Source organism: Ferrimonas futtsuensis DSM 18154 (genome assembly GCF_000422645.1).
Taxonomy (GTDB): domain Bacteria; phylum Pseudomonadota; class Gammaproteobacteria; order Enterobacterales; family Shewanellaceae; genus Ferrimonas; species Ferrimonas futtsuensis.
The window spans coordinates 69,529-88,347 of record NZ_AUGL01000019.1 but is presented as its reverse complement, the minus strand read 5'-3'; the positions used below and the strand labels follow the sequence as shown (position 1 = coordinate 88,347).

General features: G+C 60.2%; 12 protein-coding genes. 7 read left to right on the top strand and 5 right to left on the bottom strand.

Going from position 1 to position 18,819, the window contains the following annotated elements; genetic code table 11:
• Positions 1-14: 14 nt before the first annotated feature.
• Complete coding sequence (gene glnE, locus G505_RS0113250) at positions 15-2,858, bottom strand: bifunctional [glutamate--ammonia ligase]-adenylyl-L-tyrosine phosphorylase/[glutamate--ammonia-ligase] adenylyltransferase (RefSeq protein ID WP_028109995.1); 2,844 nt, start codon at positions 2,856-2,858, stop codon at positions 15-17.
• A gap of 73 nt (positions 2,859-2,931) precedes the next feature.
• Here glnE and G505_RS0113245 point away from each other — a divergent pair, with 73 nt between their 5' ends.
• Both G505_RS0113245 and G505_RS21545 read left to right on the top strand, forming a co-directional pair.
• Positions 2,932-3,816 carry a DUF350 domain-containing protein gene (locus G505_RS0113245; RefSeq protein WP_028109994.1) on the top strand — a complete coding sequence of 295 codons (885 nt, stop codon included), beginning with the start codon at positions 2,932-2,934 and terminating at the stop codon, positions 3,814-3,816.
• Positions 3,817-3,823: 7 nt separating this feature from the next.
• Complete coding sequence (locus G505_RS21545) at positions 3,824-4,642, top strand: potassium channel family protein (RefSeq protein WP_051216201.1); 819 nt, start codon at positions 3,824-3,826, stop codon at positions 4,640-4,642.
• Here the strand turns inward: G505_RS21545 and G505_RS21540 are convergent.
• Positions 4,569-5,483, bottom strand: coding sequence for a CYTH domain-containing protein (locus G505_RS21540; RefSeq protein WP_028109993.1), 915 nt, complete (start codon positions 5,481-5,483; stop codon positions 4,569-4,571). The genes G505_RS21545 and G505_RS21540 overlap by 74 nt on opposite strands.
• Before the next feature lie 233 nt (positions 5,484-5,716).
• Between G505_RS21540 and G505_RS0113230 the strand changes: the two genes are divergently transcribed.
• The 4 genes from G505_RS0113230 (at position 5,717) to putA (ending at position 11,814) form a co-directional block, all read left to right on the top strand.
• Positions 5,717-6,397 carry a TIGR00153 family protein gene (locus tag G505_RS0113230; RefSeq protein ID WP_028109992.1) on the top strand — a complete coding sequence of 227 codons (681 nt, stop codon included), beginning with the start codon at positions 5,717-5,719 and terminating at the stop codon, positions 6,395-6,397.
• Positions 6,398-6,429: 32 nt separating this feature from the next.
• On the top strand, positions 6,430-7,698 hold the full coding sequence (locus G505_RS0113225; RefSeq protein ID WP_028109991.1) for an inorganic phosphate transporter: 1,269 nt from the start codon (positions 6,430-6,432) through the stop codon (positions 7,696-7,698).
• Positions 7,699-7,764: 66 nt separating this feature from the next.
• Complete coding sequence (locus G505_RS0113220) at positions 7,765-8,394, top strand: TIGR04211 family SH3 domain-containing protein (RefSeq protein WP_035385392.1); 630 nt, start codon at positions 7,765-7,767, stop codon at positions 8,392-8,394.
• A gap of 249 nt (positions 8,395-8,643) precedes the next feature.
• Complete coding sequence (putA, locus tag G505_RS0113215) at positions 8,644-11,814, top strand: bifunctional proline dehydrogenase/L-glutamate gamma-semialdehyde dehydrogenase PutA (protein WP_028109989.1); 3,171 nt, start codon at positions 8,644-8,646, stop codon at positions 11,812-11,814.
• A 79-nt stretch (positions 11,815-11,893) separates the two neighbouring features.
• On the opposite strand, the gene G505_RS0113210 is transcribed toward putA, so the two are convergent.
• The 3 genes from G505_RS0113210 to G505_RS0113200 all read right to left on the bottom strand — a co-directional run bounded on the left by G505_RS0113210 (position 11,894) and on the right by G505_RS0113200 (position 17,401).
• Positions 11,894-14,770 carry a DUF748 domain-containing protein gene (locus G505_RS0113210; protein WP_028109988.1) on the bottom strand — a complete coding sequence of 959 codons (2,877 nt, stop codon included), beginning with the start codon at positions 14,768-14,770 and terminating at the stop codon, positions 11,894-11,896.
• A 223-nt stretch (positions 14,771-14,993) separates the two neighbouring features.
• On the bottom strand, positions 14,994-15,857 hold the full coding sequence (locus tag G505_RS22490; RefSeq protein WP_028109987.1) for a general secretion pathway protein GspB: 864 nt from the start codon (positions 15,855-15,857) through the stop codon (positions 14,994-14,996).
• On the bottom strand, positions 15,857-17,401 hold the full coding sequence (locus G505_RS0113200; RefSeq protein WP_028109986.1) for an ExeA family protein: 1,545 nt from the start codon (positions 17,399-17,401) through the stop codon (positions 15,857-15,859). The genes G505_RS22490 and G505_RS0113200 overlap by 1 nt, the downstream gene beginning before the upstream one ends.
• Before the next feature lie 109 nt (positions 17,402-17,510).
• Here G505_RS0113200 and G505_RS0113195 point away from each other — a divergent pair, with 109 nt between their 5' ends.
• Positions 17,511-18,725, top strand: a complete 1,215-nt coding sequence (locus tag G505_RS0113195) for a multifunctional CCA addition/repair protein (RefSeq protein ID WP_028109985.1) — start codon at positions 17,511-17,513, stop codon at positions 18,723-18,725.
• Positions 18,726-18,819: the final 94 nt, after the last annotated feature.

The following is an 18,819-nucleotide window of genomic DNA, read 5'->3' as shown; positions in this document are numbered from 1 at the left end:
CAGTTACAGGACAATTATTCCCCCTTTGTGTGATCATTGTCAAAAAATCGTGACCACAAGGCCGCCACCGCCTCGCAGCCAGAGGGCTTCTGATCCTGAGGCAGGAGACCACTCAACCCCGCCAGAACCCTGTGATGGTTGGTGTCGCGGATCTCCGTGTAGGTACGCACCAACAGGTCCGCCTCTTCGGCACTGAGCAGCTGCAGCTGCAGCGCCACCTCCAGGATGCGGACGTTGTCGGGCCAACGGGTCATCTGAGGCATCGCCTCGCTGTGGGCCAGCACCAGGTACTGGGTGATAAACTCGATATCGGTGATGCCACCGGGCCCTTGCTTGAGATCGAACTCTGCATCATTGCCTTTATGCAGATGATTACGCATCTTCTCCCGCATTTCGCTCACCTGGGTGTTGAGCTCTTGCTGCTCCCTGTGGATGGCCAGTACCGACTCTCGGATTTCGTTGAACCGCTTCACCATGGCCGGTTCGCCATACACCACCCTCGCCCGAACCAGGGCCTGATGTTCCCAGGTCCAAGCCTCCTGACGCTGGTACTCATGGTAGCGATCGATGTGGCTCACCAGCAGGCCGGAGGCCCCGGAGGGGCGCAAACGCATGTCCACCTCATAGAGGATTCCCGACAGGGTCCGGGTGGAGAACAGATGCAGAACCCGCTGGGCCAGCTTCAGGTAGAAGTGGTTGTTGTCGATCTGCTTGTCGCCATCCGTATAACCGCTGTCGGCCCGGTGGAGGAACACCAGATCCAGATCGGAACCATATCCCAGCTCAAGACCGCCCATCTTGCCGTAGGCGACCACGGCAAACCCCTTGTGCTCGCCGGCGCAGGAGGGCACACCATGGCGAGTCACCAACTGATTCCAGGCCAGTTGCACCACTTGGTCGACAATGGCTTCCGCCAGCCAGGTCAGGTGATCGCTGACCTTCATCACCGGCAGCACTCCGGTAACGTCGGCAGCGGCAATATGCAGCTGACTGATCTGCTTGAATTGCCGCAGCGCCTCCATCTGCTGCTCCAGATCCTCTTCAGGCACTCGCATCAGGAACTCCCTCAGTCCGGCGGCGTAGCCGTCCGGGGGCAGCACCTGATAGAGGGACATGGGGTCGATGAGCTCATCCAGCAAAATGGGATAAGCTGCCAGTTGATCGGCAATCCAGGGGCTGGCTGAACAGAGGCGTACCAGTTGCTGGCGAGCCGCCAGGTTCTCCAGCAGCAACTCCAGATAGGTGGTGCGGGTCAGAATGGTGCCCACCACTTTCATCACCCGACTCATCAGTTCGGGTTGATTCAGCTTGCCTGCCAGTTCGCCCAATAGTCTGGGCATCAGCTTATCCAGGGTATCCCGCCCACGGGGTCCGATGGTGCGCCGGGCAAACTCGCTGCGAAGCTGCATCAGCGGCCCGGCCAGGGCGGTGTCCAGGCCACTCTCCTGAAGGATCTCGTCCACATCCGGGTCCGGGTGCTGCCACAGGGCAGGCAACTCTCCCAGCTCCTCCTCCTCCTGCTCATCACCGCCAATGGTCTCCTTGAACACCAGGTGGATGTTCGCCATGTGCTCGGCCAGGGCCTGTCGCAGGTTGTCCCATCCCTCGAAGCCCATGCTCAGGGCCAGACGCAACTGGTCATCGGCACTGTCGGGCAGGGTCTGGGTCTGCTTGTCATCCAGGGCCTGCAACAGATTCTCCAGGCGGCGGAGGAAACGGTACCCTTCCAGCAGCCGCTTGTGATCGCGGCCATTGATGCAGTTGCTGCGGGCCAGTTCCGCCAGCACCGGCATCAGCGGCTGGCGACGCAGTGCCGGCTGACGGCCGCCGCGGATCAGCTGATGGGTTTGCACCACAAATTCCACCTCGCGGATGCCACCCCGGCCCAGCTTGATGTTGTTGGTGAGGCTGCTGCGACGCAGCTGGGATTCGATCAGCGCCTTCATCCGCCTCAGGGCATCGATGGCGGAGAAATCCAGGTAACGGCGGTAGATAAAGGGCCGGAGCAGGCTGTGCAGATCGACGGCATCGTCGCACTCTCCCATCACCCTGGCCTTGACCATGGCGTAACGTTCCCACTCCCGCCCCTGCTCCTGGTAATAATCCTCTACTGCATCGAAGCTGACCGCCAGCGGCCCAGCTTCGCCAAAAGGACGCAGCCGCATGTCCACCCGGAAACAGAACCCTTCCGGGTCCACATCGGCCAGCAACCCAATCAGTTTTTGTCCCAGGCGGATAAAGTACTGCTGGTTGTCCAGCTGCTTGTTGCCGTCGGTGCTGCCGTTTTCCGGGTAGGTAAAGATAAGGTCGATGTCTGAGGAGAAGTTCAGCTCACCACCACCGAGCTTACCCATTCCCAGGATCAACAGAGGCTGCTGCCCCCCTGTGGGACCTCTGGGGTAGCCAAAGCGTGGCGCCAGATGCTCGGTGAGCCAGTCCCGGGCGGCCAGAATCAGGGTTTCCGCCATCTGAGACAGGTGAGCCAGAGATTCATCCAGAGGAGCCAGATTGAGAAAGTCCCGGGCAGCGATAAGCATCATCTGCCGGTGACGGAAACGGCGCAGCACCCGCTTGGCCGACGCTTCGTCCGAGCAGGCCGAGAGCGCCTCATCCAGGGTGGTGCGAAACTGGGGGTGGCGCAAATGCTGCGGCAGCTGCTGAAAAAACTCTGGCAACCAGTCGCTGTCCCGGCTCAGGCGGCCGCCAATAAACTGGGACATGGCAAACAGGTAATTAAGCCTCTGCTGCTGCTCCTCGTTCAGGGCACTCCAGGGCACCTCCCCCAACACCTCTCGATAGTGATCGGCCTGTTGGCGCAGGCTGGCAGGGAGGTTGTCGAACAGGGGCGGCAGGCTCATAATAACTTCCTGTGTATGCGGATTTTTCTCGGATTACCTTAGCAGAAAGCGGTTAAGAAGGCAGCGGTCGGATATGGCAGAGTGGTTGCAATGGGATTGGATTCACCTGGCCCTGGAGATAGGAGGCAGCCTGCTGCTGTTTACCCTGCTTCGTTTCAGTCAGGGGTGGTGGGAAGGGGTCAGCAGCCAAAAGGAGCTGGCAGAAAGGGATAACGTCGCCTTCGGCATCAGCACCGCCGGTTCGCTGCTGGCCATGGCCCTGGTGATCAGCTCGGTGATGCCCCGCCAGGGCCACCTCAGCTACACCCAGCAGGGGATCAACCTGGTGGTCTTCGGCCTCATCGGCCTGCTGCTGATTCGGGTCAGCCTCTGGGTCAATGATCGCTTTGCCATCAATCGCATCGATAAGAAGCAGCATATTCTCAGCGGCAATGTGGCCATGGCCCTGACCGATGCCAGCGCCGCCCTCAGCGCCGCCTTCATCATTCAGGCCCTGCTCACCAAGCTGCATCAGGCGCCCTCGCTGATGGGGGTGATCAGCTATGGTCTTATCTACATCGCCAGTCTGGTGATGCTCACTGGAATCAGCCACTGGATGCAGCGCCTCCATGACCGCAATGGTTACGGCCCCTTCCAGCAGGCGATCGAACAGGATCAACGCTCCGTTGCCCTGAATCACTCCGGTGTGGTGATCGCCTGCTCGCTGATAATGGCGGCGTCGGTGCATCTGCCCGATGTGGCCGTGGACCAGCCCCTGACCCTGCTCTGGAGCTGGTTTGGGTTCGCCCTGGGAGGCCTTCTACTGCTGACCCTGTGGCAAAGGCTGCTTAGCGCCTGGGTTATGATAAAAATAAATCCGGACAGGGAGATCGCCCTGCAGGACAACAGCGGCATTGCCGCTCTGGAAGCGGCTCAGTGGGTCGGGGTCGCCCTGCTGCTGAGCGCCATGATTGATTGAGAGAACGATGCCAAAAGAGTCTATAAGCCCCAGGGAAACGGGGATGATGATGTTGTCGGTGCTGTCGGTGATCGTCGTGCTGGTCATCGCCTTCAACGACGAAACCAAAGAGGCGATCCGCCTGTTGCTCTACGTCGATTTCGCCATCTGCATGGTGTTTATCGTCAACTTCTTCTGGGGGCTGGCCAGGGCAGACAACCGCAAGCAGTTCTTCACCCAACACTGGATCGACCTGGTGGCCTCCATTCCGGTGATTGAGCCTCTGCGCTTTGCCCGGATTTTCCAGGTGCTGCGGGTGATTCGCCTGATGCGCATGAGCCGCTCCCTGCTCAAAGCCTACAGCCACCACAAGCGGGAGACCACCGCCACCAGCCTGCTGGTGGCCCTGATCACCGTGCTCACCTTCTCCTCGGTGATGATACTGCTGTTTGAGGATGGGGTGCCCGGCTCCAACATCAACGACGCCGAATCGGCCATCTGGTGGTCCCTGGTGACCATCTCCACCGTGGGGTACGGTGACTACTACCCGGTCACCACCGAGGGGCGAGTGATTGGAGCCATGGTGATCATCTGCGGCGTCAGCTTTTTCGGCATCGTCGCGGGCTACCTGGCCTCCATCTTCGTCTCTCCCGAGGAGCAGGAGAAACTGGACGAGCAGAATAAACAGTTGCAGATGCGATCCGATGCGCTGGAAGCCAGATTGGCGGCCCTGACTGACCAGAACCGCCAGATTTTGGCCAAACTGGAAGCCCTTACTCCCCCTGAAACTCCGGCAGCAGCGCCAGAAGCGCCAGCTGAGCCTGACCATAAACGGGAGACGCCATAAGCTGGGCGAGTCGCGCCCTGGGATCCGGGGCGTCCATCAATCCCTGCCCCAGGGCGGCCAGGCGCACCGCCAGGGCAGGCTCGCGGTCGAACAGCTGCTGTGACAGGCCACTGAGCTGGGTAACCAGGGCCTCCAGGGCGCCTTGGGTCCCCAACATCAGGTGGTGCTCATTGCACTGCCACCCTGCCAGCCCTTTGGCCAGATCCTTGGGCTGGTCAGACTGAATTGGGGGCTGAGGCGACAAGCCAGCCAGTCGATAGCCGCGGGCTGCCTTGGAGGCCTGGCCCAGACGCACATTGAACTGCTCAGCCAGCCGCTGAGCCAGCTGCAGCGCCTCACCCAGATCGCCACGAACCAACTCCAGCTCCAGCTCATCGATCACCTCACTCTTGCCCGAGGCCAATACCTCACCGGAGTCCAGCGCCACTTCCAGCAGGGTTCCCCCCGCCAGTTCCAACTCCAGGGCGTGACGACGAAAATTGGTGGCAAACTGCTCGATGAGCCGCCGCTGCAGAGCGGCCACATCCTCCCCCTGCCACACATCGCTCGGAAACAGCGCCAGATCAGGCCAGTCACCGTCGATGTCGACGTTGTACTCCGGACGACGGTGTACACCGGTATCGCTGCTGCCGGCGGTTTTCACCGTCTGTTCCCGATGCGCTCCCTTCTGACGGACCCGCATACCGATGTCCAGGTGACGCAGGGTCAACTCCGGCGTGTCAAAGTAGCGATTCACCAGAAAGTGAGCCTGATCACTTTTTGTTCGACCCGCTTGTTTCAGCGCCGAAACCAGTTCATTCTGGTTGACGTCGGTAAGCAGCAACTTCAGTTCGATTTCCATAAGTCCATAAGTTTCTTTAAAAATTCATACTGTTGTCAGTAAAGTGAAAGAATGTCATATAAGTGTCACATTACTGGCATAGGATGCTCCCAGCCTTGATTCGTCGGGATTTTTATAGCCAGCGGTTATAATTACTCCACAGAAGGCCAGATTTTTGATGTTGCTTATATTGGTGCATAGGGTAACATGCGCCCGCCAATGCTATTGAGAGCAAAGCAGAAGGTTCTTTGGCTATGCCAGTAAATACGATCTTAGGTGTCTTCGCGAAGTCACCCATTAAACCGCTTCAAGAGCACATGCATAAGGTGCACGAAGCGTCCAAGATGCTGATTCCTTTTATGGAAGCAGTTATTGACCAAAAGTGGGAACGTGCCCGCGAACTCCAGGGCGAAGTAAGCCGTCTGGAGCGTGAAGCGGATGTTCTCAAGCGGGAGATCCGTCTGACCCTGCCAGGTGGCCTGTTTATGCCGGTGGAACGCACCGACATGCTCGAGCTACTGACTCAGCAGGACAAGATCGCCAACAAGGCGAAAGACATCGCCGGCCGTATCATCGGTCGTGAAATGGTGATGCCCGCCGATCTTCAGGACGATCTCAAATCCTACCTGCAGCGCTGCGTTGACGCAGTGTCTCAAGCCTCCAAGGCCATCAACGAGCTGGATGACCTTCTGGAAACCGGTTTCCGGGGACGGGAAGTAAATCTGGTTGAAGAGATGATCCAACAACTGGACCGCATCGAAGACGACACCGATCACATGCAGATCAGCCTGCGCCGTCGTCTGTTCAGCATTGAGAAAGACCTCAATCCTGTGGATGTGATGTTCCTGTACAAGATTCTCGAGTGGGCCGGAGATCTGGCCGACCAGGCAGAGCGGGTTGGCTCTCGTCTGGAACTCATGTTAGCTCGCGCTTAAGTCGAGACAATACAAAAAGTTAAGGGTTTACCATGGTAGAAGTACTGGTAAATTACGGCCCCATTTTGATTGTGGTGGCCGCATTATTCGGTTTTCTGATGGCTTACGGTATTGGCGCAAACGACGTCGCCAATGCCATGGGGACTTCGGTTGGCTCAGGCGCTCTGACCATCAAACAGGCGATCGTCATTGCGATGATCTTCGAGTTTGCCGGCGCTTATCTGGCCGGGGGAGAGGTAACCTCCACCATTCGTAAAGGGATCATCGATTCCGCCTTCTTTATCGACCAGCCCGAATTGCTGGTGTACGGCATGATCTCCGCCCTGTTGGCTGCAGGTATTTGGCTGGTTGCTGCCTCCATCCTGGGTTGGCCGGTGTCCACCACCCACTCCATCATCGGTGCCATTATCGGTTTCGCCGCTGTCGGCGTGGGCGTAGACAGCGTCAACTGGGGTAAGGTTGCTGGCATCGTAGGTTCCTGGATTGTGACCCCAGCGATCGCCGGTTTCATCGCCTACGTCATCTTCCAGAGTGCCCAGAAGCTGATCTTCGATACCGAAGACCCGCTGAAGAATGCCAAGCGCTACGTGCCCTTCTACATGGGTCTGGCGGGCATGGTGCTCTCTCTGGTGACCATCAAGAAGGGCCTGAAACACGTTGGTCTGCATTTTGACAACCTCGAAGCCTGGGGCCTGGCCATCGCCATCTCCATCACCGTTGCCCTGATTGGTAAGTTCTTCATCGGCCGACTGAAGCTGGATCCCAGCGCCGACCGTGAAATGCACTTTGCCAACGTGGAGAAGGTCTTCGCCCTGCTGATGGTGGTGACCGCCTGTGGCATGGCCTTCGCACACGGCTCCAACGACGTGGCCAACGCCATTGGTCCTCTGGCCGCAGTAGTGTCCATCGTTCACGCTCAAGGTGAGATTGTGGCCAAGGCACCTCTGGTCTGGTGGATTCTGCCTCTGGGCGGCGTGGGTATCGTAATCGGTCTGGCCACTCTGGGTAGCCGGGTGATCATGACCATCGGCAAGAACATCACCCACCTGACCCCAAGCCGCGGCTTCGCCGCCGAGCTGGCTGCCGCGTCTACCGTGGTCATCGCTTCCGGTACCGGTCTGCCCATCTCCACCACTCAGACACTGGTTGGTGCGGTTCTGGGTGTGGGTATGGCACGTGGCATCGCCGCACTGAACCTGGGTGTTGTTCGCAACATCGTGGTCTCCTGGGTCATCACCCTGCCTGCCGGTGCCGGTCTGTCCATTGCGATTTTCTACTTGATTCGCGCCGTGCTGGGTTAATATCCTTAGCTGATATCACCCGCTGTCTTAACGGGCAGCGGGTTTTCTGTATTAAGGGTTCTGAATATGTCGCACAAACCTCTGGCCATCGCCGCGCTGCTCAGCGCTGCCCTGCTGGCCCCGCAAGTCACCGCCGCTGAGAGCAACTACAGCATCTCAGAGGAGATCTATATCTACCTGCACTCGGGGCCGGGCACTCAGTTCCGCATTCTGGGGTCCGTGAAGGCTGGTATGCCTGTAGTGCTGACGGGACAGAAGCAGGGCGACTATGTGCAGATCGTCGACGACAAGGAGCGCACCGGTTGGGTTCAGCAAACCCAGTTGACCCAAGAGGAGAGCTTCCGTCTGGCGGTGCCTCGGTTGAATGGCGAAGTGGCCAGTCTCAAGCAACAGCTGGAGCAGGAACAGTCCCGCACCGGTGAGTTGCTGGAGCAGGTCTCCCAGCTCAACAGTCAACTGGAAACCACTCAGCGTGATGCCACCAATATCGAAGCTGACCTTAGGACCACTCTGGAATCACTCTCTGCCGAAAATGAGCAGCTTAAGGAAGAGAATCAGAGCATGCAGAACAGCGAGCGCTGGCAATGGCTGCAACAGGGCGGCATGGTGGCCGGTGCCGGGCTGGTACTGGGGCTGATCATCGCCTACCTGCCCAGGCCCAAGCGCCGTAGTCGCGGCCAGAGTGGCTGGGTTTAACCGCTGCTGCCCGCCACAACCTTGAAATCAGAAACTAAGCCGATAATTTTTATCGGCTTTTTAATTCCTGGCACCCACGCCACGCCCCTTTGCACTTCCAATTGAACCCCAGGTGCACAAAACGCCCACAAAGCCTGTTTCACTTCACAGTTTAACGATATACTGTGCGCGCCGTTGGCGCGGATTGTATACAAAAACAAAGCAGATCACAGATTGCCGCGCCGCCCCATGGATTACGAGGGACACGCGATGTTTAAAGCAAGCCAAGTACTGGCTAATGGAGTATCCACCGATCTGGCGAGCCTGAAAGAGGCGATCAGCGTCAACCACGGCGCAGACGAGTCGGATTATCTCAGCGAGTTGCTGCAGCTGGTGCCGCAAGACCAGGCAAGCATCGACCGCATCACCAAGAAGGCGGCCAATCTGGTTACCGAAGTCCGTAGCGTCGAGAAACGTGGACTGGCGGTGGGTATCGATGCCTTCCTGCAGCAATACAGCCTGGAGACCCAGGAGGGGATCATCCTGATGTGTCTGGCGGAAGCCCTGTTGCGCATCCCCGATGCCGCCACCGCCGATGCACTGATTGAAGACAAGCTCTCCGGTGCCGACTGGGCCAGCCACCTCAAGGGATCAGACTCGGTACTGGTCAACGCGTCAACCTGGGGACTGATGCTGACCGGTAAAGTGGTCACCCTGGACAAAACCCTCGACGGCAACCCCAATAACCTGCTGGCCCGCCTGGTCAACCGTGTGGGCGAACCCATCATCCGCAAGGCGATGTACACCGCCATGAAGATCATGGGGAAGCAGTTTGTCCTGGGTCGCAACATCAGCGAAGCCCTGAAGAACAGCGAAGACAACCGCGGCCTGGGATACACCCACTCCTACGACATGCTGGGTGAAGGCGCCCTGACCATGGATGACGCCAAACGCCACTTTCAGGAGTACCTGGACGCCATCCACAATCTGGGCAACCACCAGTACAAACACAGCGACGGCCCCCTGCCCACCATTTCGGTGAAGCTCACCGCCATCCACCCCAAGTTTGAGGCCGCGCACCGGGAGTTGGTGCTGGACGAACTGTACAGCTGGATGATTGAGCTGATTCGCCAAGGTCGACAATTCGGCGTCGGCATCACCATGGATGCCGAAGAAGCCGACCGGCTGGAACTCTACCTCGAACTGTTCGAAAAGCTCTATCGCAGCGAGGACGCCAAGGGCTGGGGCAACTTCGGTGTGGTGGTTCAGGCCTACGCCAAAACCGCCCTGCCGGTATTGTGCTGGCTCAACGCCCTGGCCGATGAACAGGGTGATCGCATTCCTGTGCGCTTGGTAAAAGGAGCGTACTGGGACAGTGAGATCAAACACTGTCAGCAGCTGGGGGTGGACAACTACCCGGTATTTACCCGCAAATCCGCCACCGATGTCTCTTATCTGGCCTGCACCCGCTACCTGCTGTCCGATCTGACCAGAGGCAACATCTACCCTCAATTCGCCAGTCACAACGCCCACACCGTTGCGGCGGTGATGGACATGGCCGGCGACCGCGAGATTGAGTTCCAGCGACTGCACGGCATGGGTCAGGAGCTGTACGACCCGGTGCTGTCCAAACACCACCAGTCAGTGCGCATCTATGCGCCGGTGGGTGCCCACGAAGATCTGCTGCCCTACCTGGTACGCCGGCTGCTGGAGAACGGCGCCAACTCCTCCTTCGTACACAAGGTCGTGGACCCCAATACTCCGGTAGAGAGCCTGATCGAACACCCGGTAACGACCCTGACCGCCTGCCCCACCCTGCATAACAACAAGATTGTCCTGCCAGAGGCCATCTTTGGCAGTGAGCGACGCAACTCGAAAGGAATCAACATGAACATTGCTGCCGAATCTCGCACCTTCTTTGCCAAGCTGGACAGCTTCAAGGAGACCCAGTGGCACGCCGCCCCCCTGATCGGTGGTGAGATCATCCGCTGTGGTGACCCCATCGCCGTGACCAGCCCCCAGGATCGCAGTCGCAGTGTTGGTCAGGTACATTTCGCCGACGCCAATGCCATCGAGCAAGCCGTGAAGGTAACCAACGCGGCCTTCCCGGCGTGGAACCGCACCGACGTCGATGTGCGGGCCACTGCCATCGATAAGCTGGCCGACCTGCTGGAAACCCACAGGGAGGAGCTTATCGCCCTGTGCACCCGCGAAGCGGGCAAGACCCTGCAGGATGGCATCGACGAGGTGCGTGAAGCGGTGGACTTCTGTCGCTACTACGCAGTGCAGGCCCGTAAGATGCAAGGGGAAACCACGATACTCCCCGGCCCCACCGGCGAACTGAACGAACTCTTTGTCCAGGGCCGCGGCACCTTCCTGTGCATCAGCCCCTGGAACTTCCCCCTGGCAATCTTCCTCGGTCAGGTGGTGGCCGCCCTGGTCACCGGCAACACCGTCATCGCCAAGCCCGCCGAACAAACCAGTCTGGTGGCCTACCGCGCCGTGCAACTGGCCCACGAAGCCGGGGTGCCCGGCGACGCCCTGGCCCTGTTGCCGGGCAGCGGCGCCCTGGTAGGAGGAACCCTGACGGCCGATGACCGCATCGGAGGCGTCTGCTTTACCGGCTCCACCCAGACCGCCAAGGTGATCAACCGCTCCCTGGCGGGACGAGACGGCGCCATCGTGCCCCTGGTGGCGGAGACCGGCGGCCAGAACGCCATGGTGGTGGACTCCACCTCTCTGCCTGAGCAGGTGGTCAAGGATGTGGTCCAGTCTGCCTTCGCCAGTGCCGGTCAGCGCTGTTCGGCCTTGCGGGTACTCTACGTTCAGGATGACATCGCCGATAAGGTGACTGAACTGCTCAAGGGCGCCATGGCTCAGCTGCACGTGGGCAACCCGGCCTTGCATAAGACCGACCTGGGTCCGGTCATCGATGAGACCGCCCAGAACAACCTGCTGGCCCACATCGACCGCATCTCCAAAGAGGGCAAACTGATCTGCCAGGCGCCCCTCTCCTCCGAGTGTGGCAACGGCACCTTCATCCAGCCCACCGCCGTGGAGATCCGCCACATCGGCCAGCTGGAGAAGGAGCATTTCGGCCCCATCCTCCACCTGATTCGCTACAAGAGCAGTGATCTGAATAAGGTGGTCGAGGAGATCAACAGCACCGGCTTCGGCCTGACCCTGGGGATCCACAGCCGCAACGAATCCCATGCACTGAAGATCGCCGATCAGGTGAATGTGGGTAACGCCTACATCAACCGCAATCAGATCGGCGCCGTGGTGGGCGTTCAGCCCTTCGGTGGCCAGGGCCTCTCCGGCACCGGCCCCAAGGCGGGCGGGCCCCACTACCTGACCCGCTTTGTTACCGAAAAGACCCGCACCAACAACATCACCGCCATCGGTGGCAATGCCACCCTGCTGACCCTGGGTGATGGCTAGGGATTCCAGGCGACAGCCAGAAACAACACAGGCCGCCAAATGGGCGGCCTGTCTGTTTCTGGGTTATCGCTACGCTGCTCTAGAGTGCTTCCAGGGACATCACTACCTTGGGCCCGCTCTGATCAAGCTCCAGACGACTTTCACGAACAAACACCCGCTCGGCGCTGAGACCCAGTTGAGTGATCAGCAACCGCTTAACCTCTTCAGCCCTGGATGCCGCCAACTCCGGCAACGCGTCCAGTGGCAGGTTTACCCTGGCAAGCATCTGGTTATACAGCCCCTGCTGCCACTCCTGCGGAGGCTGGCCTTCCGGTGGCGGTGGAGCACTGCCGATGCCAAACCGGCGCTCATACGCCGCCACCAGCAGTGTCTGCTGTTCGGTTGTCAGTCCCTCGGCCGGGGTTGTGTCAAACCCCAGCTCACCGGCCAGGGCCGAGGCCGCCAGGGCACTGCGATCGGCGGCAACAGACACCGCTCCACTGAGCGACAGGCTCAGTCCTGGCCGCTGACCCAAGCCCTTGGCCAGCTGCGTCAACTGATCCTGTGCCCGCGCCGACAGGACCGCAGTCCCCGGCTCAAACAGCACCTCGGAAGGAGGCTCTTCCCCTTCGAGCAGAGAACCCAGCAGGGAGAAGGGCGAGGTCACCACCTTGGTGATGGCATTGAACAGCGCCTTGCCCACCAAGGGGCCGATGGCAAAACTGGGATCGTCCACGTCGCCCTGGACTTCCAGCCCCAGGTCGATGACGCCGTTGCTGTCCTGCAGCAGAGCCACAGCCAGGGCCACCGGCAAAGTGGTGGCCTTGTCGGAATCACTGCGCTTACCCAGCTTCAGCTTGTCCACCACCGCCCGGTTGCTGCCCACCATCTTACGGTTCTCAAGCTTGTAGTTGAGGTAGAGATCCAGCTGGCCCTGATCGATGTAGTAACCGGCATAGGTGCCGGAATAGGCGTTCAGGGAGATGAGATCCACGTTGTCGAAGGTCAGGGCCATATCCAGATAGCTGTCAGGCACCAGAGGCTGCAGCTCACCGGTCAGGCTCATGGGTGCGTAGCGATCCACCTGGCCATGGATATCCACCTTGGCGCGGGAGGCTGGGTCTGAATTCAGCCCGGTGATGCTGCCTCCCAGAGTCTCAATGCCGGTGGCAAATTTCGGGGTCAGGCTGTTGTCGGCAAAAAAGGCCGCCCCGTCCACCAATTCTATGGTGTTCACGCTCAGCTGCAGCGGCTCAGTCTCACCACTCTCGTCGATGGTGGCACTGGCCTCCACCTCTTCGGGCTGAGCCTCGGCCCCCAGCAGCTGCTGAATGTTGGTGCTGCCATCCTCGTCAATGATCACCCTGGCGTAGGGCTGAGCAACAGAGACAGTATCCAGGACAACCGACAGCGGAGCGGTGCCCACCGTCATGCGGTTCACATCCAGCTGCTGCCATTTGACGAAATCCCGGTCCTGAGCCGGATCCTGGGTCACCAGCTCCTGGATTGCCAACTGCCCCTCATAACTCAGATCCAGGGGGTCAACACCGGACAGGGTCAGAGTACCGCCACTGGTCAGGCTGCCGGACGTCAACTTCAGTGGCACCAGCTGCTGCCAGTAGGGAATGGTCGCCATCAGAGGGAAACGCTCCAGATTCAGCTCAAACTGGGCATTGAGGGTGTCTGGCACCAGCTCTCCTTTGGCCCGGAACGCCGCATCGTCATTGATTCGGCTGAGCAGCTCCAGCGCGATGGGCTGACTCAGATCATTGAAGACCGGCCCCGCCGTAACCCGATCCAGATCCAGGATCCAGCTCGTCGCCTCGCTCGGTACCTGATCCTCCAGAGTCAGGCGAAACTGTTCGACACTGCTTCCCGCCAGCTTCACCCGCCAGGGCGTCTCGGGCTCAGTGTCCGGGGCCTCAGGCGCCGGCTGAGAATCGGTTCCCTCGGCAGCCACCGGCCGAAACAGAGTCACCCAATCCAGTCCCTGCTCGCTGTTCACGCCGATGATCTGCCCCTGCTCAAGGGCCAGTTTATCGATCTCCAGGGTGCGATCCGCCAGATCCAGGTTTATCCCCTCCACCCGGGTTTTCGCCAGGGTCAGCAGCGGGCCCAGTTCACTGGAGAGATTCAGGCCGGACAGCTCAATGGCTCCCTCATTCAGCGTCAGAGAGGAGTCATTGCCGTCCCGCTGAAATCGCACTGAGGTGTGCAGATCCAGCCGTCCCTGATCCAGCTGGAAATGGAACAGGTCTTTGATAAAGGGCCAGTAACGGGTCAGGTCCAGATCATCCAGGGCCAGTTGCATCTGAATGTCCGCTGGCGCCAGTGACGCGGTCGCCTCAATCAACAGGCGGCCCCCGCCTGAGCCGGACAGTGCCAGAGCCACCTTATTGTCTGCCCCCGCCAGGGCCAGATCCTGGGCATTCAGCTCCAGGTCGGTGAACTGGGTGCTCGCCCCATCGTGGCGGCGATAGCTCACCACGCCACTCTCCAGTTTGAGGTCGGCGATATACAGTTGCGGTACGGTGAGCTCCTGAGGCTCGGCCTCAGGGGCAGCACTGGATTCAGTCAGAGGTTTGAGCAGGACGCCCAGATTACTCCGTCCCTGGCCCAGCTCACTGACCGCCAGCTCGGGCCCCTTCAGTGAGAGGGTCTTGATGCGACCGCTCCAGGTGAACAGTGAATGCATGGGATCGAGATCCAGCACCAGTTGTTGCAGGCCCATCACCCGCTCGCCATCGTCCCCCTCCAGGCGGACACCATCGACCTGCAATCGCCAGGCAAAGGGGTGAAAAGCCACCTTGTCCAGGGTGAGCTGACCATTGAGGTTCTCGGCCACCCACTTGGGAGCCTGGCTCTGAATCAACCGGGGCAGTCCCCAGCCGGTGAGCAGAAGATAGATAAGCAGGACCAGCAGGCCCCAAGTACCCCGACGAATCCAGGGGTTACTCCATAGGGTTTGGATATTCACGGGACTCCCTACTCCGGGCTTTTAGTGACTTTTCCCGAGAGACAGTGAACGCAATAATCATAGTCTCTCCCGCCGATGACTCGGAAGCAAGATACAGCAATTTTGGGCCAGTATATCAGGAATACCTGGCCCAACATGCTGTTTTAACATGTGAAGATGGAAGGGGGGCGACGCTCCCCTTCCAGGCTTTATAGAATCGTTGCAGGCAGTGCGCTGCGACTGTTCAGAGCTGGCCCAGGGCGGGCACGCTGAATGCCTGGCCCGACATCTCCAGGATCACCTCATTGGGGCGTATCTCTCGCAGCATCACCCCGGGTGCCACACTGTCTCCCTCCTGCAGCTCCCTGCCGTTGGCCCTGAGCCAGCGATTTTCCACTTCCGAGGAGTAGACATGGGCGGTGATGTTGATGTCAGGCAGCCGCTTCTGGAAGTTCCAGGGCAGACTGCCCAGCTTGGGCACCTCGGCCGGTACCGTCGCCGCACTGGCCTGTGGATTGAGCAGAGACTCGGCACTGATCTCGGGCTCGGGGGCCGGCTCGGGCTCTGTGACCACCTCGGGCTCCAGTTCGAGATCGGCCACTGCACGCTCGAAGGCCGCCAGCAGCTTGGCATTGGCAGGCTCAGCCTCCTTCGCAGCCGTCGGTGGAACCTCCCTGGTCGCTGGCGCGGCCACTTGAGGCTTGGCCTCGGCAGAGGGGTTATCTTGGTCAATCAATTGGCGATCCTGGGTGAGCACCTCGGCCTTGAACTCGGCATCGGTGATCTCAGGTGCAATCTGATCCTCCCGAGGCTTGTAGACATATTGGGGCTCAGCCGCCTGGACATGTTGCTCCCAGGCCACGGGAATGGGCATCACCACCTGTTTGACCACCTGCAGTTCCGGAGCAGCCACCGCCTCCACGGGCTCGGGGTGGGGCTGCAGGCTGACGGCCAACCAGCCAAGTCCCACGCCAAGGGCTGTGCCAATCAACGGCCAGCCATAGTGCCAGGGCAAGGTGCGTTTCGGTGCCAGCGGCGCCGCCAAGGCAGGATCCAGCTGACCCTGTTGCTGTTTCTCGCGGCCTACCGCATCCAACAGATAGGACATCAGGCGTCTCCTCCGCGGCTGAGTCTGGGCCCCTGTTCACTGCTCATCAGGCTGAGCAGCTCCAGAGTTTGTCGTCCGGCGATGCCATCCACCTCCAGGCCAAAGCGGCGCTGGAAACTCATCACCTGTTGTTTCAGCTCCAGATCGTAGCTGCCAAGCATTCGGGCCGAGCGATGCTGCAACCGGCTCAGGGTGTTCTCCAGCCACTGAACCTGACCTTGGGGGCTGCCTTCGCCCACCAGTCTTGGTAACTGGCCGGACGGTTGCCAAATCAGGCTGTAGTGGCCATCGAAATGGCTTATAAACCAAGACTTACTGGCCGATACCCACTGATCGCCGAACTGCAGAGTCAGCGGCGAGTCGGCTTGGTCGCCGGTGCTGAGCAAGGCACCATAGAAGAGAGCACCATCCTGGCCCCGCAGACTGACCACCGCCGGATAGTCCATCTCCAGCAACTGCTGCCAGCTGCTGACGCCATCCAGGCACGCCAGGCCCCGGGACCCGGCAAACTCACAGGGCGCGGTGGCTGGCACCGGTTGCTGCCAATGATGCAGCAGGGCCTGATAGGCCTGAAGATCATCGGCAAACCGGCTCAACTGAGGGACCGCTACCTTAGGCTGGGACTGGACTGGGGGCACGAACTCCGGCTTGGGTGTCAGGGCATAAACCACGGCAGCGGCGGCAATACCGGCGGCCAGCGTGCCCGCCATCCAGGGCCAACGCCCTTTGGCTTTGGCCTTGATGCCCAACACCTCTGCCGCAGCGGACTCCACCTCTCTGCGCCCCAGGTAGATCTTCTGGTGCGCATAGCCTCCCATCAGGGCCCGCTCACACAGCAGGTTGATCACCCTGGGCACCCCGCCACTGTACTGGTGCAGTGCCTTGATGGCACCGGACTTGAACAGGGGCTGAGCCCTTCCCGCCACCTGCAGGCGGTGCTGAACATAGTGAGACACCTCCTCTTTGGTCAGAGGCAGCAGGTGGTAACGGGCGGTAATGCGCTGAGCCAGCTGGCGCAGCTCGCGACGCTGCAGCAACTCCTGCAGCTCTGGCTGGCCGATGAGGATCACCTGCAACAGCTTGCGGGTGTCGGTCTCCAGGTTGGTCAGCAATCGCAGCTGCTCCAGCACTTCAGGCTTAAGGTGCTGAGCCTCGTCGATGATCATCACCGTATTGCGGCCCGCCTTATGGTTGGCCAGCAGGAAGGCACTGATCTTGTCGGTCAGCTGCTTGAGCGTCGGCTCGGGGTCATAGGGGATCGTCAGCTCATCACACAGGGTCGCCAACAGCTCCAGCTCTGTCAGGGCCGGATTGAGGATAAAGGCGGTGTCAGTGTCATCCGGCAGCTGCTTGAGCAGGCTGCGGGACACTGTGGTCTTGCCGGTTCCCACCTCTCCGGTCAGCAGCACGAAGCCACCATTCTCCCCCAGACCATAGGTCAGGTGAGCCAGGGCCTCACGATGTCGGCCACTGAGAAACAGGAAAGCGGGGTTGGGAGCGATGGAGAAGGGGCTCTCCGCTAGCCCATAAAATCCCTTATACATAGCTTTTGCGCGGTTCTTGGTCGAATTCGCCCAAGGTAAGGTGTGTCATCTGGCTTGTCAAAGCCACCAGGCCATATAATGACGAAACAGCGATTTTTAGGAGAAAAAGGTGGAGATCTACCTGGTAGGCGGTGCGGTGCGCGATCAGCTGTTGGGGCTGGAGGTGAAGGACAGGGATCATCTGGTGGTGGGTGCCACCCCGGAGCAGATGCTGGCGCAGGGTTACCAGAGCGTGGGCAAGAGCTTTCCGGTTTTTTTGCACCCGCAGACCCATGAGGAGTACGCCCTGGCCCGCACCGAGACCAAATCCGGCCATGGCTACACCGGGTTCGAGGTCTGTTCCGACCCGGACGTGACTCTCGAGCAGGACCTGCTACGCCGCGATCTGACGGTCAACGCCATCGCCATGGACAGCGAGGGCCAGTTGCACGATCCCTATCAGGGCCGGGCGGACCTGGAGGCCAGAGTGCTGCGCCACGTCTCCCCCGCCTTTGTGGAAGATCCTCTTCGGGTGCTGCGGGTGGCCCGCTTTGCCGCCCGATTCCACCCCCAGGGCTTTGCGGTGGCGGATGAAACCCTGGCACTGATGGCGGACCTCGCCGGGTCCGGAGAACTGTCCCACCTGACCCCGGAGCGGGTCTGGAGTGAAACCGAGCGTGCCCTGGCCGGCCCCTGCCCCTGGGTATTCTTCGAGGTGCTGCATCGCTGTGGCGCTCTGCAGGTGCTGATGCCGGAGCTGTCCGCCCTGGATGGAGTCCCTCAGCCCGAGGTCCATCACCCAGAGATCGATTCCCTGGTTCACACCCTGATGGTACTCAAGCGAGCCTCTGACCTGTCCGAATCTGTGGCCGTGCGCTTCGCCGCCCTGACCCATGATCTGGGCAAGGCGCTGACCCCTCCGTCGGAGTGGCCCAGACACATCGCCCATGAAACACGGGGCCTGGCTCCCCTGGCAGTGCTTTGCCAGCGACTGAAGGTCCCCAACACGCCGAGGGAGCTGGCAGAGATTGGCTGCCGCTGGCACCTGCACGGCCACCGGGCCCTGGAGCTCAAGCCCACTACGCTGTTGAAGCTGTTCGATGGCGTCGATGCCTGGCGCAAGCCGGAGCGGTTTGAGCAGTTCATCCTGGTGTGTCAGGCTGACGCCCAGGGCAGGTTGGGCCTTGAGCAAGAATCTTACCCCCAGGCCGCATGGCTGAGGGAGGCGTTGGCCCGGGTCAATCAGGTTGAGGTGAAACCCATCATCCAGGCAGGTTTCAAAGGGGGCGACATCAAGGCGGAACTGACCCGAAGGCGGACGCAAGCACTCATGGATGCCCGATGATCGCCTCGGCATGATGTAAGAGCTACGCCCGGGGTGACCAACGCCCGGGCTGAAATCTATCTGCCCTCTCAAGTCAACGACATAAACTGAAATG

Bases quoted from the DNA above. Each gene is read 5' to 3' on its own strand.
- G505_RS21545 (WP_051216201.1), top strand. From the start codon at position 3,824: ATGCCAAAAGAGTCTATAAGCCCCAGGGAAACGGGGATGATGATGTTG.
- G505_RS21540 (WP_028109993.1), bottom strand. From the start codon at position 5,483: ATGGAAATCGAACTGAAGTTGCTGCTTACCGACGTCAACCAGAATGAA.
- G505_RS0113245 (WP_028109994.1), top strand. From the start codon at position 2,932: ATGGCAGAGTGGTTGCAATGGGATTGGATTCACCTGGCCCTGGAGATA.
- G505_RS0113230 (WP_028109992.1), top strand. From the start codon at position 5,717: ATGCCAGTAAATACGATCTTAGGTGTCTTCGCGAAGTCACCCATTAAA.
- G505_RS22490 (WP_028109987.1), bottom strand. From the start codon at position 15,857: ATGTCCTATCTGTTGGATGCGGTAGGCCGCGAGAAACAGCAACAGGGT.
- G505_RS0113220 (WP_035385392.1), top strand. From the start codon at position 7,765: ATGTCGCACAAACCTCTGGCCATCGCCGCGCTGCTCAGCGCTGCCCTG.
- putA (WP_028109989.1), top strand. From the start codon at position 8,644: ATGTTTAAAGCAAGCCAAGTACTGGCTAATGGAGTATCCACCGATCTG.
- glnE (WP_028109995.1), bottom strand. From the start codon at position 2,858: ATGAGCCTGCCGCCCCTGTTCGACAACCTCCCTGCCAGCCTGCGCCAA.
- G505_RS0113225 (WP_028109991.1), top strand. From the start codon at position 6,430: ATGGTAGAAGTACTGGTAAATTACGGCCCCATTTTGATTGTGGTGGCC.
- G505_RS0113200 (WP_028109986.1), bottom strand. From the start codon at position 17,401: ATGTATAAGGGATTTTATGGGCTAGCGGAGAGCCCCTTCTCCATCGCT.